The organism is Microbacterium luteum (genome assembly GCF_015277875.1).
In the GTDB taxonomy this organism is placed as follows: domain Bacteria; phylum Actinomycetota; class Actinomycetes; order Actinomycetales; family Microbacteriaceae; genus Microbacterium; species Microbacterium luteum.
In genome coordinates, this window is sequence record NZ_CP063814.1 from 1,922,846 (window position 1) to 1,946,573 (window position 23,728).

Here is a 23,728-nt window from a genome sequence, read left to right on the forward strand (position 1 = left end):
GGTGGCCTTTCGGTGAGGTCAGCAGGTGCGCAGCAAGTCGCCGAGCACGCGCTGGCCGAACACGAGCGATTCGACCGGCACCCGCTCGTCGACACCGTGGAACATTCCGGTGAAGTCGAGATCAGCGGGAAGTCGCAGCGGCGCGAACCCGTATCCGGCGATCCCGAGGGACGCCAGTGCTTTGTTGTCGGTGCCGCCGCCCATGAGGTACGGGATCACCGGCACGCCAGGGTCGTGGCGAGCCAGCGCGGCGACCATCGCATCGATCAGGTCGCCGGCGAAGGGCACCTCGAGCCCGATGTCGGAGTGGACCACGTCGACGGCCACGTCGTCGCCGACGATCCGCTGGATGTCGGCCAGTGCCGCATCCTCCGTCCCGGGCAGCACCCGCACATCGATGAGCGCTTCGGCACGGTCGGGGATGACGTTGTGCTTGTAGCCGGCGGTGAGCCCCGTCGGGTTGGTCGTCGTGCGCAGCGTCGAGCGCAGGAATCCCGCCGCCGGCCCGGTGCGCCGCGCGAGACTGTCGGCGTCGTCCCCGGCGGCGCCGGTCAGCTCGCCCAGCATGCGGGTGAACTCCCGTGTCGTGTCCGTGAGGTGCACCGGCCACTCGGTGCGTCCGAGGGCGGCGACCGCCTCGCCCAGCCGCGTGACGGCGTTGTCGTCGTGCACGCTCGAGCCGTGTGCGGCGCGTCCGGTCGCGACCAGCCGGATCCAGACCAGGGCCTTCTCCCCCACCTGCAGCAGATAGGCACGCCGCTCACCGACGTGGATCGAGTAGCCGCCGACTTCGCTGATCGCCTCGGTCGCGCCGGCGAACCATTCCGGGCGGTCCCGCACGACGAGGGAGGAGCCCTCGATGCCGCCGTTCTCCTCGTCGGCGAAGAACGCCAGCACGATGTCGCGGTCGGGCTGCTCCCCCGCACGGGCCATGTCGGCGACGGCCGTGAGGATCATGGCGTCCATGTCCTTCATGTCCACCGCGCCGCGCCCCCACAGCATCCCATCGCGGATCTCGCCGGCGAACGGGTCGACCGACCAGTCCTCGGCAATGGCGGGAACGACATCGAGGTGCCCGTGGAGCACGAGTGCCGGTCGGTCTGGATTGCGGCCCCGGATCCGCGCGTGCACGTTGGTGCGCCGCGGGACGGGCTCGTAGTAGTCGACGGCCAGGCCGAGATCTTCCAGGTAAGCGCCGACGTACTCGGCCGCCTCCCGCTCCCCCGCCGCATTACCGCCGCCGTGGTTGGTCGTGTCGAAGCGGATGAGGTCACGCGCCACGCGTGCGACCTCGGGGAGGTCGGAGGGGGTCGCCGGCATGCGCACCAGGCTACCGGGCCGGGACGCGTCGCTCGGACACGCGCGGGACCACCGCGCGTAGGGCGTTCGGTGCGGAACGTGCTAGGCTCGACCCTCGGTTGCGAAAGCTGCCGACCACCTGCGCGGGTGGCGGAATAGGTAGACGCGCTAGCTTGAGGTGCTAGTGCCCGTATTAGGGCGTGGGGGTTCAAGTCCCCCCTCGCGCACAGTTGTGATGTCTCAGGACATCGTGAACGGATGAACCCCCGGTTTAGGGGGTTCATCCGTTTTTGCGTTGGTATCCGCGGGTGGGGTCGAGGGTGAAGTCGGCGAGGATTTCGCCGCTGCCGCGGGCGCTGATGATGGCGTGGTCGTTGTGGATCAGGGCGATGATCTCGGTGCGGGAGTGGGCTCTGCCGATGCCGAGGTGGAGGAGTCTGCCGGAGTGGCGGATGGTGGTCTTTCCGTCGCGGTCGATGGTGTCGTAGCGGACGCGCCAGATGTTCGGGTCGTCGGGTGGTGTCGGGGTGGTTTTGGGGATGAGCTGGTAGGCGAACGCGGGGGTGCGGCGGCTGAGGGCTCGGTGCGGGCGGACGCGGTTGTAGTAGTCGCGGAACTCGTCCAGCACGGTCTGCAGCTCGGTGATCGTTCGGGCTGGTCGGGTGGCGAGGTGCTTCTTCAGGGTCTGCCAGAGCCGCTCGATCTTGCCCTGGGTGGTGGGTTTGAAGGGCTTGCCGTTCTTCTGGGCGATCCCGAGGTCTGCCAGGAGGGTCTCGAACGCGTTGCCGGCGCCGTCGCCGCGGCCTCGGCCGCCGCGGGCGAGGCGGGTGGTGTAGACCATGCCGTTATCGGTCAGTGTTCCAGCCGGGTAGCCGTGCTCGGTCGCGGCGATGGTGAAGGTGTCGGTGACGGTGCGGCCGGTGACGCGGCGGTGTGCGGTGAGGTGGAGCAGGTAGCGGGAGTGGTCGTCGAGCCAGCCGATGACCTCGACGTCTGTGCCGTCGGTCAGGGTGGCGTGGGTGAAGTCGGATTGCCAGAGCTCGTTGGGGCGGTCCGCGGCAAACCGGTGCCAGGACGATCGGGGACGCTTCTGCGGTTGCGGTGTGACCTGTCCGGCGGTGGTCAGGATCCGCCAGACCGTGACGCGGGAGATCTCGATGTGTTCCCGGTGCAGGTGTTCGCAGATCGTGTCCGCGCCGGCGTCGTGCCCGGCCGCGGTCAGATCGTGTCGCAGCCGCAGCACACGGTCCCGGACGGCATCCGGGGTACGGTTCGGGCTGGTCCGTGGCCGCGTCGACCGGGGTTCGAACGCCGCGTCGCCCTCGGTCAGCCATCGGTGGTGGAGCTTGTGGACGAGGGTCTTCGAGACCCCGTAGCGGCGGGCGACCTCTCCGTAGGAGAGCCCCTGGACAGTGACGGCTTTGATCAGCACCTCGTACTTGGCCACCGTTCACGATGTCCTGAGACATCCCCGCCCCCGCCAGCCCCGCGTTCACGATGTCCCGAGACACCCGTTCACGATGTCCTGAAACCGCACACCCCCTCGCGCACAGTCCGAAAGGGTCCCGATATCGGGGCCCTTTCGTCGTTACGCTCCGTCGCCGCTCCGTCGCCGCTCGGCGCGAGAAACCACAAACGCCGCGAGAAACCACGCATTGCGTGGTTTCTCGCGGCAACCGGCGTTTTCGACGGGAGGCGGCGAACGTCAGGCCACGCCGACGCCGAACAGCAGCCCCAGGACGTAGGTGACGGCAGCCGCACCCCACCCGATCGCGAGCTGGCGCAGCGCGCGCCCCATCGGCGGTGCCCCCGACAGGATCCCGACGAGTGCGCCCGTGGCCAGCAGTGCGACGCCGACGAGTGCGAGGGCGAGGAGGACCGCTGCGAATCCGGTGAGCCCGAACAGCCACGGCAGCACGGGGATGATCGCGCCCGAGGCGAAGAACAGAAAACTCGAGCCCGCGGCTCGCCAAGCGCCGCCGATCACGTCGTCGCCGTCGAGGTCGGCGGCCACGACGAGGGACGTCGAGCCGCCTTCGCGCGCCGAGCCGACCAGCTGGCGGGCGCGCGCATCGGCCTCCTCGGCCGGCATCCCCCGCGTGCGGTACACCAGGGCGAGCTCGTTCGCATCGAGATCGAGGTGAGCGAGCGCGTCGTCGGCGTAGTCGCTCGGGCGCGCTGCCTCGAGCAGTTCGCGCTGAGAACGCACCGACACGTACTCGCCCGCCCCCATCGACAGCGCGCCCGCGAGCAGCCCGGCAATGCCGCTGAAGAGCACGAACTGCGGCGCTACTCCCGTCGCGCCGATGCCGAGCACGAGCGCGAGGATCGACACCAGTCCGTCGTTGGCACCGAACACGGCCGCGCGGAACACCCCCGACAGGCGACGTCGTCCGCGCGCCGCGAGGCCTCGGACCACCTCGTGATGCACGCGCTCGTCGGCAGCCATCGCCGGCGTCGCCGCCGGATCGTCGTCGTACGGTGAGCGGGCCTCGGCGTTCTGCGCGAGAGCGAGGGCGAAGACCGATCCGAAGCGCGTCGCCATGAACCCGAGGATGACGCTGGATGCGCTGCGATGCGGCAGCCGTTCGGGCTCTCCGCCGAGAAGTGCGAGCCAATGCGCCTCATGACGGCCCTCGGCCTCGGCGAGGGCGATGAGGATGGCGCGCTCTTCGCCCGTACGGCGAGACGCGAGACGACGATAGACGTCGGCCTCGGCGCGTTCGTCGACGAGGTATCGCGCCCAGCGGCGTCGTTCCCTCGGGGTGGCGATCGGTGTGGTCTCGGGCACACTTCACGCTAGCCATCGCGGGCACCTACGCCACTCGTGTCGGCCGGTATTGCCAGCATTTCGGAGCTCCGAAGCCGCCGGAAGCGGTGCCGTCGACGTCAGGAGCGCACGCGGGAGCGCAGCACATCGATGCGGGACTGCAGCTGCGCCACCGTCGCCTGTGCGACCGCCGGTCCGCCGCACACCCGCCGCAGCTCGGCGTGGACGGCGCCGTGCGGCTCACCCGATTGCCGGGCATAGAGTCCCACGAGGCTGTTGAGCAGCTGCCGCTGTTCGCGGAGCGTCCGGTGCAGCGCCGGCGGGAGCGTCTGTTCCGGCGAAGGCGGCTGATCGGTGGCCGACTCCCTCGACTCGCGTTCCTTGCGATGCCGGCCCTGTCGGGCCTGACGCTGCATCAGAAGCTCGTGCACGTGCTCGGGTTCGAGGAGTCCGGGCAGACCGAGGAACTCCTCCTCCTCCGGGGTTCCCGGCACGGCCAGCTGACCGAATTCGCGCCCGTCGTAGAGCACGCGGTCGAAATGAGCGAACGATCCGAGCGCCTCATAGGAGAACTCCTCGGTGAGCGCGTCGGAAGCCTTCTCGTCGCGCTCGGCCGCGTCCATGAGGTCTTCCTCGGCGTTCCAGTCTTCGTCGCCGTCGGAATCGCGATCGAGGGCATGATCGCGCTGGCGCTCCAGCTCGTTGGCGAGAGCGAGCAGCTGGGGGACGTTCGGCAGGAAGACGCTCGCGGTCTCGCCGCGACGGCGCGCGCGCACGAACCGCCCGATGGCCTGCGCGAAGAACAGGGGTGTGGATGCGGAGGTGGCGTACACGCCGACGGCCAGGCGCGGCACATCCACACCCTCGGACACCATGCGCACCGCGACCATCCAGCGCTTCTCACCGCGCGCGAACTCCTCGATGCGCGCTGACGCCTCGGCCTCGTCGGAGAGCACCACCGTGGGCGCCTCGCCACTGATCTGCTCGAGGATCGCGGCGTACGCGCGCGCCGCGGTCTGATCCGTCGCGATCACGAGTCCTCCGGCGTCGGGCACATGCTCGCGCACCTCGCTCAGCCGTCGGTCCGCCGAGCGCAGCACGGCGGGGATCCACTGCCCATCCGGGTTCAGGGCCGTACGCCACGCCTGGGACGTGATGTCCTTCGTGTTGTCCTGGCCGAGGTGGGCCTCCATCTCCTCGCCCGTCTTGGTGCGCCAGCGCATCTGCCCCGCGTAGACCAGGAAGATCACCGGCCGCACGACGCCGTCCTCGAGCGCGCGGCGATAGCCGTAGCTGTAGTCGGTCCGCGAGAGACGGATGCCCTTCGCGTCGGGGTGGTACTCGACGAACGGGATCGGCGCGGTGTCGCTGCGGAACGGTGTGCCCGACAGGAGCAGACGACGCGTCGCGCGTCGGTACGCCTCCCGCAGCGCATCCCCCCAGCTGAGTGCGTCGCCCCCGTGGTGCACCTCGTCGAGGATCACGAGCGTGCGACGGTCGAGCACGAGCTGCTCGTGCACCGAGGCCTTGACGGCCACCTGGGCGTAGGTGACGGCCACACCGTGGTAGTGCCGAGCGGGAGCGACGTGACGATTGCTGAAGGCGGGGTCCAGGCGAATCGACACCCGGGCGGCGGCATCCGCCCACTGCGTCTTCAGGTGCTCGGTCGGGGCGACCACGACGATGCGGTCGACGACGTCACGCCGCAGCAGTTCCGTCGCGAGGCGCAGCGCGAACGTGGTCTTGCCGGCGCCGGGGGTCGCGGCAGCGAGGAAGTCGCGCGGACCGGAACCCGGACCGTCGGGGCCGTCCATCGAGAAGTACAGGTCGAGCGCTTCCGCCTGCCAGGCACGCAGACGCTGTGCGGTGCCCCACGGAGCGCGTTGCGGGTACGTGGGCGAGAGGTGCTCGGCCGCGAAGCTCCCGAGGTGAGCGTCGGAAGGATGCGCGCCGTCGGCGGGAGGAGACTCGTCGAGCACGGCATCCCTCCCTGTCGTGTGATCCGCTGATGCGACTGACTACCTTAGACGAGCCCCGCGACGTCGGCTCCCGGCGGCGGCCGCGCGGGGATAGCCTCGTATCGGTCACGAACCGAAGGAGATCCATGGCAGGCGCGAGCGCGAACCGCACCCCGTTCGTCGAGAACACCGGACCGCATCCGTGGCGTCGTTACGTCGCGATCGGCGATTCGTTCACCGAGGGCATCGGCGATCCGGAGCCGGCTTCGCCGGGTGGGCATCGAGGATGGGCGGATCGGGTCGCCGAGGTGCTCGCCGACCAGGTGGAGGACTTCGCGTACGCCAATCTCGCCGTGCGGGGGCGCCTCATCGGGCAGATCGTGGCCGAACAGGTCGAACCCGCGCTCGCTCTCAAGCCGGACCTCGTGACGTTCTCGGCGGGGGGCAACGACGTCATCCGCCCGGGCAGCGATCCCGATGCCGTCGCCGAGCTGTTCGAGGACGCCGTCGCACGCCTGTCGCGCGACGGCGCGACCCTCGTGGTCTTCACCGGGATCGACACCGACTTCACGCCGGTGTTCCGCGGCATCCGCGGCAAAGTGGCGATCTACAACGAGAACATCCGCGCGATCGCCGACCGCTACGACGCGATCGTCGCCGACCAGTGGGCGCTGAAGGAGGTGCAGGACATGCGGTTCTTCGACGACGACCGCCTGCACATGAATGCGCTCGGTCACCACGAGGTCGCGCGCATGGTGCTTCGGGCACTGAACGTGCCGAACGATCTGCTCGCCATGCAGCCCGACCCGCTCCCCCGGCAGACGTGGCGCAAGGCCCGGTCCGGCGACCTGGTGTGGGCGCGGGAGTATCTTGTGCCGTGGGTGCTGCGCCGCGTGCGGCATCAGTCCTCCGGCGACCACGTCACCGCGAAGCGTCCCGATGCCCTGCCGCTCGGTGGTGCGGCCGGACGCGTCATCGACGACGGGGATTGAGCGCCCAGACGGCCACCGCACCGGCTGCGGCGACGTTGAGGGAATCGACGCCGCCGGCCATCGGAATCGTCACGACGCTGTCGGCGGCCTCGACGGCGCGGCGACTGAGCCCGTCACCCTCGGCACCGAGCAGGAGCGCCACCCGATCGTGATCGGCGGCCGCGAACGCGTCGAGCCCGATGGCATCGTCGGACAGCGCGAGAGCGGCGAGATGGAATCCGGATGCGTGGAGCATCGTGCGCGCTTGCGGCCAGGCCGGAAGGCGGGTCCACGGCACCTGGAAGACCGTCCCCATGCTGACGCGCACACTGCGCCGGTACAGCGGGTCGGCACACCGCTCGGTGATGAGCACGGCGTCGGCTCCCAGAGCCGCGGCACTGCGGAACACCGCTCCGACGTTGGTGTGGTCGACGATGTCCTCCAGCACCACGACCAGACGCGCTCCGGCGACGGTCTCATCCACGCTCGGAAGGGCCGGACGCGCCATCGAGGCGAGAGCGCCCCGGTGAACCACGTAGCCCGTGACCTGCTCGGCGATCTCGGCCGGGACGACGTACACGGGGGTATCCGGATGCGCCGCGAGCAGCGAGTCCGCGTCGTCGAGCCACTTCTGCTGCACCAGAAGCGAGCGCGGGGCGTGACCGGCTCCGAGAGCGCGAGCGATGACCTTCGCCGACTCCGCGATGTACAGACCGCCTTGCGGCTCGCTCACGCGTCGGAGCGCGATGTCGGTCAGATCACGGTAGTCCCGCAGCCGGGGATCCCCCGCATCGTCCACGCGTTCGACCCGCACGTTCGGCTCCCTTCCTCGGCCCTGACGTAACATCCTCGCAACTGCAGGCGAATACACTCGCATCGGAGGTGACCGGGTGACACTCACGACGGCGGGCGGCGCGGCGCTCTCCCCCACCGTGGCGGACGCCATCGACGCCCTCGCGGGACGGCGGGTCGCCGTGCTGACGGGCGCGGGGGTGTCGACCGACTCCGGGATCCCCGATTACCGCGGCGAGGGGGCGCCCGTGCGCACCCCCATGACCGTCGAGCAGTTCCTCTCCAGCGACGAGGCCCGGCGCCGATACTGGATCGGCAGTCACCTCGGATGGCGGGCCTTCGCCGCCGCCGCTCCGAATGCCGGGCACGCCGCACTCGCGACCCTCGAGGAGCACGGCGTCACGACGGGAGTCATCACGCAGAACGTCGACGGACTGCATGTGCGCGCGGGGAGCCGCCGCGTCGTGGAGCTGCACGGCACGATGCGACGTGTCTTCTGCACCCACTGCGGACAGGTCTTCGATCGTCGCGACCTGGCCGAGAGAGTCGAAGCGGAGAATCCCTGGATCACCGTTCCCGACAGCGTGGAACTCGGGCCCGACGGAGACGTGCTTCCCGGAACCACGGACGGTTTCGTCGTGCCGGTGTGCACCGTCTGCGGCGGGATGCTGAAGCCCGACGTCGTCTTCTTCGGCGAGTTCATCCCCGCCGAGAAGTTCCGCGAGGCGGAGCAGCTCGTGCGAGCCAGCGATGCCCTCGTCGTGGCCGGATCCTCCCTCGTCGTCAACTCCGGCATCCGGCTGCTCGAGCGGGCCCGTCGTCGCCGACTCCCGATCGTCATCGTCAATCGCGGGCAGACCCGGGGCGACCGCCGGGCGACGGTGAAGGTCGACGCCGGCACGACGGAAGTGCTCCAGGCGTTCGCCGCCGCGTTGCCCGCCCGGGTCGGCGGCGCGTCTAGTCTCGAGGGGTGACCTCCCTCCTCCTCGTCCGCCACGGTGAGACCGATTGGAACCGCCAGCGGCGCATCCAGGGTTCCACCGACGTCCCCCTCAACGATGCCGGTCGGGCGCAGGCCGCTGATGCCGCGCGCCACCTGTGCGACATCCTCGACATCGACGCGCCCGTCGCCATGGCCGCGAGCGATCTGGGTCGCGCTCGCGAGACCGCGCAGATTATCGCCGACGCCCTCGGCGTGGGCGGCGTGGGCGTGTACCCCGATCTGCGCGAGCGCGCCTACGGTGAGGCGGAGGGCCTTCGACCGGAGGAGTTCTCCGAACGATGGGGGACGTGGGACCGCGCGGAGGTGCCCGGAGCCGAGGCGTGGCCGGATGTCCGGCGGCGCGCCCTGCGCGGACTGCGCTCCGCGGTCGGCGACGCCCGCAGCCGCACGGCGCCGGGGAGGAGCACCGTCGTCGTGGTGAGCCACGGTGCGCTCATCCGCGAGGTGATCCGCCACGCGAGCGCGGGCGAATTCCCCCTCGACGGTGAGCGCCTGCCGAACGGCTCGATCCACCGCCTCCGCTTCGAGCACGACCACCTGAGCCTGCTCTCGTACGAAGCCGCCGAGGATGCGCTGCGCATGACCGCGACCACCGAGGCCGTCGCGCGGGCCGGCCGCACCGCCTGACTCACGCGCCGGGGGCGACCTCCGCGCGTCGAACGATCGATCGCGCATGCCGCAGCACCGGCTCGTCGACCATCCGCCCGCGGAAGGTGAAGACGCCCCGCTCCCCTTCGGCCGCGGCGAGGACGGTCCGCGCCCACGTCGTCTCGTCGGCATCGGGCGCGTAGGAACGGCGGATGACCTCGACCTGCGACGGATGGATGCAGGCCGTCGCCGAGAAGCCGGAGGCGGCCGCGTCGGACGCTTCGCGCGCGAGACCCTTCGTGTCGGCGATGTCGAGGTGCACCGCGTCCACCGCGATCCCGCCGTGCGCCCCCGCCGCGAGGAGCACCCGGGCGCGCGCCGCGCGTGCGACGTCTCGGTAGCGTCCGTTCTTCTTCCGGCTGGAGGTGCCCCCGAGGCTGGCGACGAGGTCTTCGGCGCCCCACATCAGGCCCGAGACGTTCGGCAGCGACGCCAACGCCTCGGCGGCGGCGACTCCGGTGGCCGTCTCGCACAGCGCGATCACCCGGAATCGCACGTCGATTCTCGCGAGCTGGCGCGGATCTTCCGCCTTGGCGACCATGATCGTCCGGAAATCGGTCTGCGAGAGGGTCGCCATGTCCGCCACGAAGTCCGCCGTGCCCGTGGCATTGACCCTCACGATGACGCGATCGGGGTCGAGCTCGGCCTCGATGAGGGCGCCGCGTGCACCCGTCTTCGCCCCCGAGGCGACCGCGTCCTCCAGGTCGATGATCACCGCATCCGCGCGAGCCGCCGCGGTGGCGAAGCGCTCCGGCCTGTCGGCCGGGCAGAAGAGCAGCGCCGGTCCCCACGGTGCGTCGGTCATGACTCCCCTTCCGAATAGGGTGCGAACCACATCAGTGCCGTGCGCGTCGCCGTGGCGACCACGTCGTCGCGCTGGTTGCGTCCGGTGTGACGCATCGTCACCACGCCCTGTCCCGGCCGCGACGCGGATGGTCTGACCGCGAGGATCTCCGTCTCGGTGTAGAGCGTGTCACCGTGGTGCAGCGGGGCCGGAAACGTGACGTCGGTGAGTCCGAGCTGCGCGACGAGCGTGCCCTGCGTGATCTGGGTCACCGAGGCCCCCACCATCGTGGCGAGGGTCCACATCGAATTGACCAGCCGCTCGCCGAACGGCTGCGTCGCAGCGTAGGCGGCATCCAGGTGCAGCGCCTGAGCGTTCATCGTCAGAGCGGAGAAGAGGGTGTTGTCGGTCTCGGTCGCGGTCCGACCCGGTCGGTGACGATATCGGGCGCCGACCACGAGCTCGTCGGCGTAGAGACCGCGCTGCTCGACCACGTGGTCGGACGGCGGGTGGGAGGAACGAGCGTCGGCGGCATCCATCGCGGCCACGCTACCCCGCGAGTCCGAGCGCCCGCGAGATCACCAGCAACTGCACCTCGGTGGTGCCCTCGCCGATCTCGAGGATCTTCGCGTCGCGGTAGTGCCGCGCGACGGGGAACTCGTTCATGAAGCCGTTGCCCCCGAAGATCTGCGTCGCGTCGCGGGCGTTGTCCATCGCCGCCTCCCCGGCGGTGAGCTTCGCGATCGCCGCCTCGGCCGTGAACGGCCGACCCGCGCCGCACAGCCGGGCCGCGTGGTGCCATGCCAGGCGCGCGGTGTGCACGCGCGCCTGCATGCGCGCGATGGTGAACTGGATGCTCTGACGCGAGGCCAGACGCTCTCCGAACACCACGCGCTGGCGCGCGTACGCGATCGCCTCCTCCAGGCACCCTTCGGCGGCCCCGGTGGCCAGCGCCGCGATCGCGATCCGCCCCTCGTCGAGGATGTTCAGGAAGGCGGCGAACCCGCGTCCGCGCTCTCCCAGCAGGTTCTGCTCCGGCACACGCACCCCCTCGAAGGCGAGCGGGTGCGTGTCGGAAGCATGCCAACCCACTTTGTCGTAAGCCGGTCCGACGGTGAATCCCGGCGTTCCGCTGGGCACGATGAGCGTCGAGATCTCCTTGCGCCCGTCGCGCTCACCCGTGACGGCGGTCACCGTGACGAAACGCGTGATCGGCGTGCCGGAGTTCGTGATGAACTGCTTTGCGCCGTCGATGACCCACTCGTCACCCTCGAGGCGAGCCGTGGTGCGCGTGGCGCCCGCGTCGGATCCCGCCTCGGGTTCGGTCAGGCCGAACCCGGCCAGAGCTCGCCCCGCGACGAGGTCGGGCAGCAGTTCCTGTCGCTGCTCCTCCGAGCCGAAGCGGTGCACGGGCATCGCACCCAGGCTCACCGCCGCCTCGAGGGTGATGGCGATGGACTGGTCGACGCGCGCGAGGGCCTCCACCGCCAGGCACAGCGCGAAGAGGTCGCCGCCCTGGCCGCCGACGTCCTCGGGGAACGGCAGTCCGAACAGGCCGAGCTCGCCCATCTGCGCGACCACGTCCATGGACAGCGTCCGGGTGCGGTCCGCCTCGTAGGACTGGGGTGCAACGACGTCCTCGGCGAACTCCCGCACCAACCGTGCGAGCTCGCGCTCCTCGTCGCTCAACCCGTGATGTTCCATGTCTTCCTGTCCCTCCGTCAAGCACGCGACCGCGTCATGCGTCGGTCGATCCGGCCACGTCGGCGACCACGTCGCCGCGGCGCACGTGCTCGCCGACGGCGACGCGCAGCCGCACGCGCCCGGCACGCGGCGCGAGCACCGGGTGCTCCATCTTCATGGCTTCGATCGTCACCAGCACCGCACCGGCGGCGACCTCTTCGTCGTCAGCGACGTGGACCGCCACGACCGAGCCCGGCATCGGCGCGACGGCATCGAGGGCGTCGGCGCCGGTGCTCCCGCCGGACGCCGCGCGCCGGCGCCGTGCGACCTCGGTGCGGCTGAGCGGCCTCGCCGACACCGTCTCGCCGCGTCGATGCGCCCACCAGGTGCCGTCACCGGCGCGTGCCACGATCGCGTCGGCAGCCGCGGCGTCATCGGCTGCGGCCTCCTCGACGTCGTCCTCGACGAGGAACGGGATGCGGGCGCCTTCGGCGCCGGACAGGCGCCATCCGTCCCGGCGGCCCCACGGCGAGCCGGTCGCGGGCGCAGGATGCCGGCCCAGCTCCGCGGCCGCCCACCGGGCGAGGACGTCCGCGTCAGGTCGGGTCGGTCGGGGGATCTGACGTCGTCCGATGAGTCCGGTGTCGAGGCGACCGGCGCGCACATCCGCGTCACGCGCGAGAGCGCGCAGGAAGGAGATGTTCGTGTCGAGCCCGAGCACGATCGTTTCCGCCAGGGCTCGGTCCAGAGCGTCCCACGCACGTTCTCGTGTCGACGCGTGACTGATCACCTTCGCGATCAGCGGGTCGTAGTGCTCCGTCACGGTGGCACCCGTCTCCACCGCGGCATCTGTGCGCACCCCCGGCGCCGCCCGCCACATCGCGATCTCACCGGTCTCGGGGAGGAATCCCCGCGTCGGGCTCTCCGCGTAGACCCGCGCTTCGACGGCGTGACCGTCCAGGCGCACCTCGGCCTGAGCGATCGGCAACCGCCCGCCCGCGGCGACGTCCAGCTGCATGGCGACGAGGTCGCGCCCGGTGATCATCTCGGTGACGGGGTGCTCGACCTGAAGACGCGTGTTCATCTCGATGAAGAAGTACTCGTCCGGGCGATCCGCCGCCACGAGGAATTCGACCGTGCCCGCACCCCGGTAGTCCACCGATCTCGCGGCCGCGCACGCGCTCTCGCCGATCCGGGCGCGCGTCTCATCGTCGATGGCGGGCGAGGGCGCCTCCTCGATGACCTTCTGATGCCGCCGCTGCAGCGTGCACTCGCGTTCGCCGAGGTGGATCACCCCGCCGTGCGCGTCGGCCATGATCTGCACTTCGATGTGCCGCGGCGCCTCGATGAGCCGTTCGATAAGAAGGGCGTCGTCGGCGAACGACGCGCGGGCGATACGCCGCGCGGAGGCGATGGCCTCGAGCAGCCCGTCCTGCTCGTGGACCACCTGCATGCCCTTGCCCCCACCGCCGGCGGAGGGTTTGACGAGCAGCGGGTATCCGATCTCCCGGGCCCGTCGGAAGATCTCCCCCGCCGTGCCGGCGCCGACCTCGAAGCCGGGCAGTACCGGCACCCCGTGCGCGGCCACGTGAGCTTTCGCGCGGATCTTGTCGCCCATCACCTCCAGAGCGCGATCGCCCGGACCGATGAAGACGATCCCCGCCGCGTGACACGCACGCGCGAACCCCGCATTCTCCGACAGGAATCCATAGCCGGGGTGGATGGCCTCCGCACCGGTCCGACGCGCGGCGCGGATGATCGCGTCTCCGTCGAGATAGCTGGCGCTCGCCGGCGCCGCGCCGATCCCGACCGCCTCGTCGGCTTCCCTCACGTGGGAGGCGTCGGCGTCGGCGTCGCTGTAGACCGCGACGCTGCGGATTCCGCGTCTGTGCAGCGTGCGGATGACACGTCGGGCGATCTCGCCGCGATTGGCGACGAGCACGGTGGTGAAGGGACTCTCGTTCATGTCACATCCGGAACAGTCCGAGTCGTGGCTCGGCCAGGGGGACGCGAGTGACGACGTCGAGCGCCAGCCCCAGCACATCGCGCGTGTCCGCGGGGTCGATGATGCCGTCGTCCCAGAGTCGGGCCGTGGCGTAGTACGGATCACCCTGCTCCTCGTAGCGGGATCGGATCGGGGCCTCGAAGGACTCCCGTTCGTCTGTCGTCCACTCCTGCCCGCGCACCGCCATCGCATCCTCGCGCACGGTGGCGAGCACCGACGCGGCCTGGCGCCCGCCCATCACCGAGATCCGACTGCCGGGCCAGGACCAGAGGAAGCGCGGTGAGGAGGCGCGTCCGCACATGGAGTAGTTGCCGGCACCGAACGATCCGCCGATCACGACGGTCAGCTTCGGAACGCGCGTGGTGGCGACGGCGGTGACCATCTTCGCGCCGTCCTTCGCGATCCCCCCGGCCTCGGCGTCGCTGCCGACCATGAACCCGGAGATGTTCTGCAGGAACACCAGCGGAACGCCGCGCTGATCGCACAGCTCGATGAAGTGCGCGCCCTTGAGGGAGGACTCGCTGAAGAGGACGCCGTTGTTGGCGACAAATCCCACGAGATGACCGTGGATACGCGCGAAGCCCGTGACGAGTGTGGTGCCGTAGCGACTCTTGAACTCGTGGAAGTCCTCGCCGTCGATCAGACACGCGAGGACATCGCGGACGTCGTAGGGCCGATTGACGTCGAGAGGGACCAGGTCGTAGAGGTCGGTCGCCGGGCGACCGGGGTCACGCACGACGACCGCCTCCGTGCGCGGCGGGGCGGGAAGGGTCGAGACGATGTCGCGCACGATCTGGAGGGCGTGATCATCGTCGTCGGCGAGGTGGTCCACCACCCCGGAGCGCTCGGCGTGGAGTCGGCCCCCGCCGAGGTCCTCGGCGGTCACCACCTCGCCGATCGCCGCCTTGACCAGCGGTGGACCGCCGAGGAAGATCGTGCCCTGGTCTCGCACGATCACCGTCTCGTCGCTCATCGCGGGCACATAGGCTCCGCCGGCGGTACACGAGCCGAGAACGGCGGAGATCTGCGGGATGCCGGCGGCCGACAGTCGAGCCTGGGTGTAGAAGATGCGCCCGAAGTGGTCGCGATCGGGAAAGACCTCATCCTGCATCGGCAGGTATGCGCCGCCGGAGTCGACGAGGTAGATGCACGGCAGTCTGTTCTCCCCCGCTATCTCCTGTGCGCGCAGATGCTTCTTCACCGTCATCGGGAAGTAGGCGCCGCCCTTCACGGTCGGGTCGTTGCAGACGACCATGACGTGGCGACCGTGGACGAGCCCGATCCCGGCGACCACGCCCGCGGCCGGCGCGACGCCGTCGTACAGTCCGTCCGCCGCCAGCGGCGCCACTTCCAGGAACGGGCTGCCGAGGTCCAGCAGGCGCCGGATGCGCTCGCGCGGCAGCAGCTTCCCGCGTGAGACGTGTCGCTCGCGCGCCGCGTCCGGGCCGCCGCGCGCCACCTCGGACAGCCGCCGGCGCAGCCGGTCCGCGAGCTCCGCCTGACCCGACGACGCCTGGGCGCGGGGCGCCTGGACCGAGGATGCCTCCATGCCCGTCTCCTTCGACGTCACGATCTCGTCACGCACGTTGTCGCCGATGACGAGCGTTGGCTAGTGTTCACATCACAGTTAGCGCTGACTAACTGAGCACCACGTTAGCGAGGATTAACTGAGATGACAAGGAGCGCCACGGATCGTGAGCGCGCCAAAGCGGATCGCCATGACGCGCTGCTCCGCGAGGCCGCACGACTGTTCGCCGATCGCGGGTTCAGCGGCGTGAGTCTGGAGGACCTCGGCGCCGCCGTCGGCGTGTCGGGACCGGCCGTCTACCGGCACTTCTCGGGCAAGCAGGCTCTCCTGGCGGCCATCCTCGTCGGCGTCAGCGAGCGACTGCACGCGGGTGGGACGGAGGTCGCCGCCGCGCACGACACGGCCGCCGACCGCCTGGTCGCTCTCGCGCGCTTTCATGTCGCCTTCGCCCTGTCCGAAGCCGACGTCATCCGCGTGCAGGACCGCGATCTCGCCAATCTCTCCGATGGCGACGCCCGGACGGTGCGGCGTCTCCAGCGGGACTACGTCGCCATCTGGACGGACACCCTCGGCGCGCTGCTGCCGCACGCGGAGCCGGCCGAGCTGCGCGTGCGCGTCTACGCCTGCTTCGGTCTCATCAACTCCACACCGCACAGCGTGCGCGGCGTTCGCTGGAGTGTCCCGGACGGCCCAGCCGCGCCGGTCCTGGAGGCGATGGCGCTGGCGGCCCTCACCGCGGATGCCGACGCCTGATCGGGGCGCTCACGCCAGGAGCATCGCGCGTGCAGGGTCAGCCAGCAGCGCGCCCACGTCCCGCAGGAACGACGCAGCCTGTTCGCCGTCGACGACGCGATGGTCGAAGGACAGACTCAAGGTGATGACACTCCGCAGTGCGATCGCGCCTTCGTGCTCCCACGGCATGCGGCGGACCGCACCCAGGGCGAGGATGCCGGCCTCCCCCGGATTGAGGATGGGCGTTCCGGCATCGACGCCGAACACGCCGACGTTGGTGATCGAGAACGTGCTGCCGGTGAGTTCGGCGGGCGTCGACCGCCCCGACCGGGCACGCTCGGTGAGGGCAGAGAGCTCGGTCGCGAGTTCTGCGAGCGTCATCGCGTCGGCATCCGCGATGCGCGGCACGAGAAGACCGCGCGGGGTCGCGGCGGCGATCCCGAGGTTCACATAGCCGAACTCCACGATCTCGCCGGCGCGCTCGTCCCACCGCGCGTTGAGCGACGAGTGGCGCCGGAGCGACAGACAGACGGCCTTGGCGGCCACGGCCAGCACACCGATCCGGGCAGGCACCGCATCCCCCCGGACGCGCGCGATGAATTCCATCGTCTCGGTCGCGTCCACCGTCAGGAACGTGGTGGCGTGCGGCGCCGTGAAGGCGCTGGCGACCATCGCCTCCGCGGTGTGCCGACGCACGCCGCGGACCGGTACGCGCGTTTCCCGCTCGCCAGCCGGTTCCTGCGAGGGGGCGCGCTCGCGCGAGGCTGCCGGCGTGCGTCCCCGTCCGGCGACGTCTTCGACGTCTCGACGCGTGATGAGCCCGTCGGGACCCGCGGGCGTGATCAGGGCGATATCCACGCCGAGCTCCTTGGCCAGCTTCCGCACCGGTGGAGTGGACCGCGGTCGCTCGGCGAGGGTGTCGGCGGCCGTGTCGGTCAGGCGGATCGCGTCATGAGGTGCGGCCTCGAGGATCGCCGTGTCGGCGCCGGCGCTCGATTCCCCGGCCGCGGCACGGCGACGACGTCGCCGTGCGGGTGTGCCGACGGCCGCTCCGTAGCCGACGAGGTTTGCCGGCGCGGGCTCATCCTCCGCCTCCCCGGTCGCAGCGACCTCGACGGCATCCCCCTGGCCCTCGCCCGTTCCGCCGGTCCCGTCTCCTCCGGCGTCGCCCGACGCAGCAGAGGTGTCGACGCTCACCAGGACGGCACCCACGTCGACGACGTCGCCCGGCGCCGCGTGCAGTGTCCTGACCACCCCGGCGAAGGGCGAGGGGATCTCCACGACGGCCTTGGCCGTCTCGACCTCGGCGAGCGTCTGATTCAGGGACACCGTGTCGCCCTCGGCGACGTGCCACTGCACGATCTCGGCCTCGGGCAGCCCCTCGCCCAGGTCCGGGAGTCGGAAGTCCTCGCTCATCGAACCGCCTCCTCCGCCTCCGGGATGACCACCTCGTCCTCGAACCCCGTCGGGCTCGCGGGTCGTCCCAGCACCCGGTCCACCGCATCGAGGATCCGATCCAGATCGGGCAGGTGCAGTGCTTCGAGCTTCGCCGGCGGGTAGGGGATGTCGTGCCCGGTCACCCGTTCCGGCGGCGCCTCGAGGTAGTGGAAGCATCGCTCGACGAGGCTGGTGATGACCTCGGCCGCCATCCCGGCCTCACCGCCGGCCTCGTGGGTGACGACGACCCGGCCGGTACGTCGCACCGATGCCGCGAGCGTGCGGTAGTCCACGGGTGACAGGGAGCGCAGATCGATGACCTCGATCGACACGCCGTCCTCCTCGGCGGCGGCCGCGGCATCGAGCGCCGTCGTCACCTGGGCCCCGTACGTGACCAGCGTCACATCATGTCCGGGGCGGGCGACACGCGCAAGGCCCATCGGCGAGGCGTCGGCGAGATCGACGTCGCCCTTGCGGTGGTAGAGCCGCTTCGGCTCGAAGAAGACGACCGGATCGTCGCACGCGATCGCCTGCCGGAGCATGACGTACGCATCCTGCGGCTGCGACACCGCGATCACCCGAAGGCCGGACGTGTGCACGAAGTAGGCCTCCGGCGACTCGGAGTGGTGCTCCGCGGCCCCCACCCCTCCCGCCCAGGGGATGCGGATGGTGAGCGGCATGCGCACGCGTCCTTGCGTGCGATAGTGGAGCTTCGCCACCTGACACACGATCTGGTCGAAGGCCGGGTAGACGAACCCGTCGAACTGGATCTCGACCACGGGTCGGAATCCGCGGTAGGCCAGCCCCACCGCGGTGCCCACGATGCCCGCCTCCGCGAGAGGGGTGTCGACGACGCGCGCCGGCCCGAACTCGTCGAGGAGCCCGTCCGTGACGCGGAAGACGCCGCCCAGACGCCCGATGTCCTCCCCCATCAGCACGACGCGCTCGTCGTCGCGCATCGCTCTGCGCAGACCGTGGCCGAGCGCTGCAGCCATCGTCAACCGGCTCATCGCGCGTCCTCCTCGTCGTCGGCGAATCCGTCGAGGTACGCCCCGAACCGGCGACGTTGTGCCGCGAGCGCGGTGTGCGGCTCGGCGTAGACGTCGTCGAACACCGCGAGCGGCTCCCGCGAGCGCGCGTGGAGTGCCGCGTCCCGAACCGCTGCCGCGAGCTCATCCGCCCGGTCCGCCACGCCGGCTTCGAAGGCGTCGTCCCACGCGTCCTCGGCCTTCAGGAGCGCCTCCAGCCGCATGATCGGGTCGCGCTGTGCCCACGCCTCGAGGTCTTCCGGAGCGCGATACCGCGTCGGATCGTCGGAGGTCGTATGAGGCCCCATGCGATACGTCACGGCCTCGAGGAAGGCGGGGCCCGCTCCGGAGCGCGCATGATCGGCTGCCCACCGCATGGCGGCCAGACACGCGAGGACGTCGTTCCCGTCGATCCGCATGCTCGGGATGCCGAAGCCGGGCGCGCGCCCGGCGATCGGGAACCTCGCCTGCACCGTGACCGGCTCCGAGATCGCCCACTGATTGTTGGAGCACACGAAGACGACCGGAGCGGCGAAGGACGACGCGAAGACCATCGCCTCGTTGACGTCGCCCTGGCTCGTGGCGCCGTCGCCGAAGTAGGCCACGGCGATCTCCCCGCCGCGGTCGCGCTGGATGCCCATCGCGTACCCCACCGCGTGCAGCGACTGCGCCCCGATGATGATCTGCGGGGGCGCGGTGCGCATGCGCTGCGGGTCGTAGGTCGCGTGGACCTCACCACGCCAGGAGAGCACGACATCCGCGGGCTCCGCGCCGCGCACGAGCCCGACTCCGAGCTCGCGGTAGCTGGGGAACACGAAGTCGTCAGGCCGCAGGGCGCGAGCGGTGCCGACCTGCGCCGCCTCCTGCCCTCGGCAGGGTGCCCAGAGGCCCAGCTGACCCTGACGTTGCAGCGCGACCCCCTCGGTGTCGACGCTCCGGACGAGCGACATGTCCCGGTACAGGTCCCGCAGGAACGCATGATCGACGTCGTCGACCCAGGGATCGAGTTCACCGTCGCAGACGCGAGTGCCGTCAGCGCGGATCAGACGGGCGACCTCGTCGATGTCGGTCGCGGGATCAGCGGTCGGATTCAGGGTGTGCATCGTCGTCATCCCTTCCGGCGGTCCTGCCCTCGTGAGGCCGAATCCGCCGCGTCGGCCGGCATCCTCGCCGGTGCTGCCGACGATACGGCGGTATAACACCTAGCTCAAGCATGCGCCCGCACCATGAGCATGTTGCGTACATCCACCCCCGTCATGCGTGCTAATGTCTCGCACTATGACCACTCTGGACCGCACCGATCTGGAACTGCTCTCGGCCCTGTCCGCCGACCCCCGCGCGACGGTCGTCGCCCTCGCCGAACGACTCGGCCTCTCGCGCAACACGGTCCAGGCACGCATGGCCAGACTCGACCGTTCCGGTGTGTTCCTGTCCTACGAGCGCGCGATCTCGGCATCGGCCCTCGGCTTCCCGATCGAGGCGTTCATCAGTGTCATGGTGCGGCAGGCGGACCTGCCCCGCATCCGCGCGGAACTGGCCCGCGTTCCCGAGGTCGTTCAGGCGGACGGATTGAGCGGTCAGGTCGATCTGCTCGTACGCGTCGCATGTCGCGACACCCAGCACCTCTTCGACACGGATGGCCGCATCCTGGCCATCGACGGTGTGGAGCGCACCGAGACCTCTCTCATCATGGGAGAGGTCATCGGGTACCGCGTGGCGCCCTTGATCGATCTCGCCACCCGCGAAGCCTGAGCCGCGCGGAAGACGCTCACGCGGCGAGGAAAGCCTCGATGGCCGCCGCCGCCGCCTGGGGCGTCTCGTAGTGGATGAGATGCCCGACGTCGGGAATCTCCACGAGCGTCGACTCCGCGAACGTGGCCGCGAGCAGGCGCTCGGCCTCGATCGGGGTGATGTCATCCCTGTCAGCGGCGATCAGGAGCGTCGGCACCGTGATGCGCGGGGCGAATTCCCGCACGTCGTGCGAGACGGAGGCGACGAATGCGTCATGGAGCACGTCGCGGTCGGCGAATCGGGAGAAGTAGGTGTCGTGCTGGTCGTGCACGAACCGACGCACCTCCGCATCCTTCGTCTTGGCCATCGACACGCTCATCACCCGCACGATGACGCCGTTGCGGAGCAGCGCCTCCCCGAGCGGTCGAGGAAGGGCCGCACCGGCCCGGTAGTACAGCACGGCAAGGCGGGTGAGGATGCCGCGGGGCCCCTCGAGCGCGGGCGCGCCGATCGGGTTCACCAGGACGAGCCGCGGGGTCGCCAGCCCGTCTGCCACCGCGGAGGCGGCGATGATCGAGCCGAAGGAGTGCCCCAGGACGACCGCGCCGGGTGCGACCGCCGCTGCGAAGGCGATCAACCACCGCGTGTAGGTGTCGATGTCATGCGTGAGGCCCGGGATCGAAGGTGTCTCTCCGAAGCCCGGCAGATCCGGCATGACGAAGCGCACTCCCGGCAGGAACGCCACGACCGGTTCGAGACCGTGGTGCTCGCCCCGGAATCCGTGGACGGCGAGGATGGTCGTCGTGGCATCGCTGTCGCCGTACTCCCACCAGACGGTGGGCGACCCCAGCACCTCGGTCTCGTGTCGCTGCACCGGGATCGCCGCGAGACGCGCGGCGTAGGGGTGCGGAGCGGACACCCGCCGAGTCTACGCGGGACGCCGTGCGCACAACGACGACAGCCCCGCCGAAGCGGGGCTGTCGTGAACGGGCTGCTTACTTGGAGCCGAAGTTCTTGAAGCGCTGGTTGAACTTCTCGACGCGGCCGGCCGAGTCCATGATGCGCTGCTTGCCCGTGTAGAACGGGTGCGAGGACGACGAGATCTCGACGTCGATCACCGGGTACTCGACGCCGTCGAGCTCCATGGTCTTGTCGCTGGTCACCGTCGAACGGGTGAGGAAGGTCTCGCCCGAGCCGAGGTCGCGGAAAACGACCGCCTGGTAGTCGGGGTGGATGTCAGTCTTCATGGCGTTCCTTGAGGGGTCGGGCCCCTTCGGTTCTGAGGGACCGGTGAAAGTCGAGGCGCAACGGCACCAGCGCACGAGTCTACCAGGGATCGCCTCGGCGCCGGGAATCGAGGTCAGTGCGCCGCGCGGGCGGCGTAGCGGCCGTCGTGTTCGGTGAGGTCGATCGGGACCCCGAACGCCTCGGTGAGAGCCGCGGAGGTGAGGGTGTCGGCGAGGGGCCCGGCACCGACGACACGGCCGTCGCGCAACAGCAGCACGTGTGTGAAGCCCACGGGGATCTCCTCCACGTGATGCGTCACCATGATCATGGCCGGCGTCGTCGGCGCCTGTGCGTAGCCGCCGAGAAGGGAGAGCAGCTCTTCCCGTGCGCCGAGGTCCAGGCTCGCGGTCGGCTCGTCCAGGAGCAGCAGCTCCGGGTCGGTCATCACGGCCCGGGCGATCGACACGCGCTTGCGCTCGCCGTCGGAGAGCGTGCCGAAGGTGCGGTCGGCGAGTTCGTCGAGCTTCCACTCGGCGAGCACCCGCAGCGCACGGCGCTCGTCGATGTCCTCGTAGTCCTCGCGCCAGCGCCCGAGCACGCTGAAGGCCGCGGTGAGCACCACGTTCAGCACCGTCTCCTCCGGCGGCACGCGACGAGCCAGCGCGGAGGAGGCGAATCCGATGCGCGGCCGCAGTTCGAACACGTCGCTGCGCCCCAGCCGCTCACCGAGGATCGTGACGGTGCCCGACGTCGGGTGCATCATGGTGTCCGCCATCTGCAGCAGCGTGGTCTTGCCGGCGCCGTTGGGGCCGAGGATCACCCAGCGCTCGTCGTCGTTCACCGACCAATCGAGGTGATCGATGATGTCCCTGGCGTTGCGGCGGACGACGACGTCGGAGTATTCGAGCACCTGCGGCATGCATCCCAGCCTATCGGCCGGCGGCGGCCACTTCGCGGTACAGGGCGGCGGTCTGTTCGGCGATGGCACCCCAGCTGAAATGCTCGGCGGCTCGGCGGCGTCCCGCATCTCCGTAAGCGCGGGCGCGTGCGGGATCGGACACCACCTCGGTGAGCACGCGAGCGAGATCCGCGACGAATGCGTCGGGGTCGACCGGCGTTCCCGTGCCGTCCTGCACCTGCTCGATCGGCACCAGCCGGCCCGTGACGCCGTCGACGACGACCTCGGGGATGCCGCCGGTCGCCGTGCCGACGACGGCCGCTCCGCATGCCATGGCCTCGAGGTTGACGATGCCGAGCGGCTCGTAGACCGACGGGCACACGAAGGTCGTGGCAGCGGCGAGAATCGTGCAGAGCTCGTCGCGCGGCAGGAGCCGATCGATCCAGACAACCCCCTCCCGGGTCTCCTGCAGGCCGCGCACGAGGCCCTCGACCTCCTCGAGGATCTGGGGCGTGTCGGGAGCGCCGGCGCAGAGGACCACCTGCACGTCCCCGGGCAGCGACTCGACGGCCCGGAGGAGATAGGGCAGGCCCTTCTGCCGTGTGATGCGACCGACGAACACCACCGACGGGCGGTCCGGATCGATACCTGCCGTACGCAGGAACGCGTCGTCGTGCACGGGTCGCCACTGGGCGACGTCGATTCCGTTGTAGATGACCCGCACCTTGTCGGGATCGAGCGCCGGGTAGCTGCGAAGGATGTCCCGGCGCATGCCGTCGCTCACGGCGACGATCGCGGCCGCCGCCTCGTAGGCAATCTTCTCGATGAAGCTCGACACGGCGTAGCCGCCGCCCAGCTGCTCCGCCTTCCAAGGGCGCAGCGGCTCCAGGCTGTGCGCGGTGACGATGTGCGGGATGCCGTGCAGCAGCGATGCGAGATGACCGGCGAAATTCGCGTACCAGGTGTGGCTGTGGACCACATCCGCTCCCCCGATGTCGCCGACGATCTCGAGGTCGATGCCGAGCGTCTGCAGGGCGCCGTTCGCACCGGCGAGTTCGGCCGGCACACGATAGGAGGTCGTGTCCTCCTCGTCACGGTCCGCGCCGAAGGCACGCACCTGCACCTCGATCGATCCGCGCAGCGCCGCGACGAGCTCGGTGACGTGCACCCCCGCCCCGCCGTAGATCTCGGGCGGGTACTCCTTGCTGACGATGTCCACGCGCATGGGTCGAAC

22 protein-coding genes and 1 tRNA gene are annotated in these 23,728 nt (G+C 70.4%); 6 read left to right on the forward strand and 17 right to left on the reverse strand.

Annotated features, from left to right (window positions below):
* Positions 1-18 precede the first annotated feature (18 nt).
* Positions 19-1,320, reverse strand: coding sequence for a M20/M25/M40 family metallo-hydrolase (locus IM777_RS09620; RefSeq protein ID WP_194383167.1), 1,302 nt, complete (start codon positions 1,318-1,320; stop codon positions 19-21).
* 120 nt (positions 1,321-1,440) lie between these two features.
* On the opposite strand from IM777_RS09620, the gene IM777_RS09625 reads away from it, so the two are divergent.
* A tRNA-Leu gene (locus IM777_RS09625) sits at positions 1,441-1,526 on the forward strand.
* A 53-nt stretch (positions 1,527-1,579) separates the two neighbouring features.
* Here IM777_RS09625 and IM777_RS09630 read toward each other — a convergent pair.
* The 3 genes from IM777_RS09630 to IM777_RS09640 form a co-directional block, all read right to left on the reverse strand.
* Positions 1,580-2,746: an integrase core domain-containing protein gene (locus IM777_RS09630; protein WP_194383168.1), complete on the reverse strand. Its 1,167-nt coding sequence runs from the start codon at positions 2,744-2,746 to the stop codon at positions 1,580-1,582.
* Positions 2,747-3,004: 258 nt separating this feature from the next.
* Positions 3,005-4,090, reverse strand: a complete 1,086-nt coding sequence (locus tag IM777_RS09635) for a VIT1/CCC1 transporter family protein (protein ID WP_194383169.1) — start codon at positions 4,088-4,090, stop codon at positions 3,005-3,007.
* Positions 4,091-4,188: 98 nt separating this feature from the next.
* Complete coding sequence (locus IM777_RS09640; protein ID WP_194383170.1) at positions 4,189-6,048, reverse strand: DEAD/DEAH box helicase; 1,860 nt, start codon at positions 6,046-6,048, stop codon at positions 4,189-4,191.
* A gap of 125 nt (positions 6,049-6,173) precedes the next feature.
* Between IM777_RS09640 and IM777_RS09645 the strand changes: the two genes are divergently transcribed.
* Positions 6,174-7,019: an SGNH/GDSL hydrolase family protein gene (locus tag IM777_RS09645; protein WP_194383171.1), complete on the forward strand. Its 846-nt coding sequence runs from the start codon at positions 6,174-6,176 to the stop codon at positions 7,017-7,019.
* On the opposite strand, the gene IM777_RS09650 is transcribed toward IM777_RS09645, so the two are convergent.
* A complete protein-coding gene (locus IM777_RS09650) occupies positions 7,000-7,812 on the reverse strand; it encodes a TrmH family RNA methyltransferase (protein WP_194383172.1) in 813 nt (270 codons plus the stop codon). The genes IM777_RS09645 and IM777_RS09650 overlap by 20 nt on opposite strands.
* A gap of 76 nt (positions 7,813-7,888) precedes the next feature.
* Here IM777_RS09650 and IM777_RS09655 point away from each other — a divergent pair, with 76 nt between their 5' ends.
* Positions 7,889-8,764, forward strand: a complete 876-nt coding sequence (locus IM777_RS09655) for a Sir2 family NAD-dependent protein deacetylase (RefSeq protein ID WP_194383173.1) — start codon at positions 7,889-7,891, stop codon at positions 8,762-8,764.
* A complete protein-coding gene (locus IM777_RS09660) occupies positions 8,761-9,420 on the forward strand; it encodes a histidine phosphatase family protein (protein ID WP_194383174.1) in 660 nt (219 codons plus the stop codon). Before IM777_RS09655 ends, IM777_RS09660 begins: the two co-directional genes overlap by 4 nt.
* 1 nt (position 9,421) lies before the next feature.
* Here IM777_RS09660 and IM777_RS09665 read toward each other — a convergent pair whose 3' ends face one another.
* The 5 genes from IM777_RS09665 to IM777_RS09685 are packed head-to-tail and all read right to left on the reverse strand — an operon-like array spanning position 9,422 to position 15,462.
* The gene (locus IM777_RS09665; protein WP_194383175.1) at positions 9,422-10,246 is read right to left on the reverse strand and encodes an HpcH/HpaI aldolase/citrate lyase family protein; all 825 of its coding nucleotides are present in this window, start codon (positions 10,244-10,246) and stop codon (positions 9,422-9,424) included.
* The gene (locus IM777_RS09670; protein ID WP_194383176.1) at positions 10,243-10,764 is read right to left on the reverse strand and encodes a MaoC family dehydratase; all 522 of its coding nucleotides are present in this window, start codon (positions 10,762-10,764) and stop codon (positions 10,243-10,245) included. Before IM777_RS09670 ends, IM777_RS09665 begins: the two co-directional genes overlap by 4 nt.
* Before the next feature lie 10 nt (positions 10,765-10,774).
* On the reverse strand, positions 10,775-11,929 hold the full coding sequence (locus IM777_RS09675; protein ID WP_194383177.1) for an acyl-CoA dehydrogenase family protein: 1,155 nt from the start codon (positions 11,927-11,929) through the stop codon (positions 10,775-10,777).
* Between the two features lie 34 nt (positions 11,930-11,963).
* On the reverse strand, positions 11,964-13,874 hold the full coding sequence (locus tag IM777_RS09680) for an acetyl/propionyl/methylcrotonyl-CoA carboxylase subunit alpha (RefSeq protein WP_194383178.1): 1,911 nt from the start codon (positions 13,872-13,874) through the stop codon (positions 11,964-11,966).
* Position 13,875: 1 nt separating this feature from the next.
* Entirely contained in the window at positions 13,876-15,462 is a 1,587-nt protein-coding gene (locus tag IM777_RS09685; protein WP_194383179.1) for a carboxyl transferase domain-containing protein, read from the reverse strand.
* 123 nt (positions 15,463-15,585) lie between these two features.
* Here IM777_RS09685 and IM777_RS09690 point away from each other — a divergent pair, with 123 nt between their 5' ends.
* Positions 15,586-16,194 carry a TetR/AcrR family transcriptional regulator gene (locus IM777_RS09690; protein WP_071043555.1) on the forward strand — a complete coding sequence of 203 codons (609 nt, stop codon included), beginning with the start codon at positions 15,586-15,588 and terminating at the stop codon, positions 16,192-16,194.
* Between the two features lie 9 nt (positions 16,195-16,203).
* Here IM777_RS09690 and IM777_RS09695 read toward each other — a convergent pair whose 3' ends face one another.
* Genes IM777_RS09695 through pdhA form a run of 3 tightly spaced genes read right to left on the reverse strand, consistent with a single transcriptional unit; the run spans position 16,204 to position 19,750 of the window.
* Positions 16,204-17,589: a dihydrolipoamide acetyltransferase family protein gene (locus IM777_RS09695; protein ID WP_194383180.1), complete on the reverse strand. Its 1,386-nt coding sequence runs from the start codon at positions 17,587-17,589 to the stop codon at positions 16,204-16,206.
* Positions 17,586-18,620, reverse strand: coding sequence for an alpha-ketoacid dehydrogenase subunit beta (locus IM777_RS09700; protein ID WP_194383181.1), 1,035 nt, complete (start codon positions 18,618-18,620; stop codon positions 17,586-17,588). The genes IM777_RS09695 and IM777_RS09700 overlap by 4 nt, the downstream gene beginning before the upstream one ends.
* Positions 18,617-19,750 (reverse strand): pyruvate dehydrogenase (acetyl-transferring) E1 component subunit alpha, encoded by a 1,134-nt coding sequence (gene pdhA, locus IM777_RS09705; protein WP_194383182.1) that lies wholly within the window; start codon positions 19,748-19,750, stop codon positions 18,617-18,619. The genes IM777_RS09700 and pdhA overlap by 4 nt, the downstream gene beginning before the upstream one ends.
* A gap of 166 nt (positions 19,751-19,916) precedes the next feature.
* On the opposite strand from pdhA, the gene IM777_RS09710 reads away from it, so the two are divergent.
* On the forward strand, positions 19,917-20,390 hold the full coding sequence (locus IM777_RS09710; protein WP_194383183.1) for an Lrp/AsnC family transcriptional regulator: 474 nt from the start codon (positions 19,917-19,919) through the stop codon (positions 20,388-20,390).
* A gap of 16 nt (positions 20,391-20,406) precedes the next feature.
* Here the strand turns inward: IM777_RS09710 and IM777_RS09715 are convergent, their stop codons facing one another.
* The 4 genes from IM777_RS09715 to glgA all read right to left on the reverse strand — a co-directional run bounded on the left by IM777_RS09715 (position 20,407) and on the right by glgA (position 23,719).
* Complete coding sequence (locus tag IM777_RS09715) at positions 20,407-21,288, reverse strand: alpha/beta fold hydrolase (RefSeq protein WP_194383184.1); 882 nt, start codon at positions 21,286-21,288, stop codon at positions 20,407-20,409.
* A 76-nt stretch (positions 21,289-21,364) separates the two neighbouring features.
* A complete protein-coding gene (locus tag IM777_RS09720) occupies positions 21,365-21,616 on the reverse strand; it encodes a type B 50S ribosomal protein L31 (RefSeq protein WP_071043561.1) in 252 nt (83 codons plus the stop codon).
* 113 nt (positions 21,617-21,729) lie between these two features.
* Positions 21,730-22,515 (reverse strand): ABC transporter ATP-binding protein, encoded by a 786-nt coding sequence (locus IM777_RS09725; protein ID WP_071043562.1) that lies wholly within the window; start codon positions 22,513-22,515, stop codon positions 21,730-21,732.
* A gap of 10 nt (positions 22,516-22,525) precedes the next feature.
* Complete coding sequence (glgA, locus tag IM777_RS09730; protein WP_194383185.1) at positions 22,526-23,719, reverse strand: glycogen synthase; 1,194 nt, start codon at positions 23,717-23,719, stop codon at positions 22,526-22,528.
* Positions 23,720-23,728: the final 9 nt, after the last annotated feature.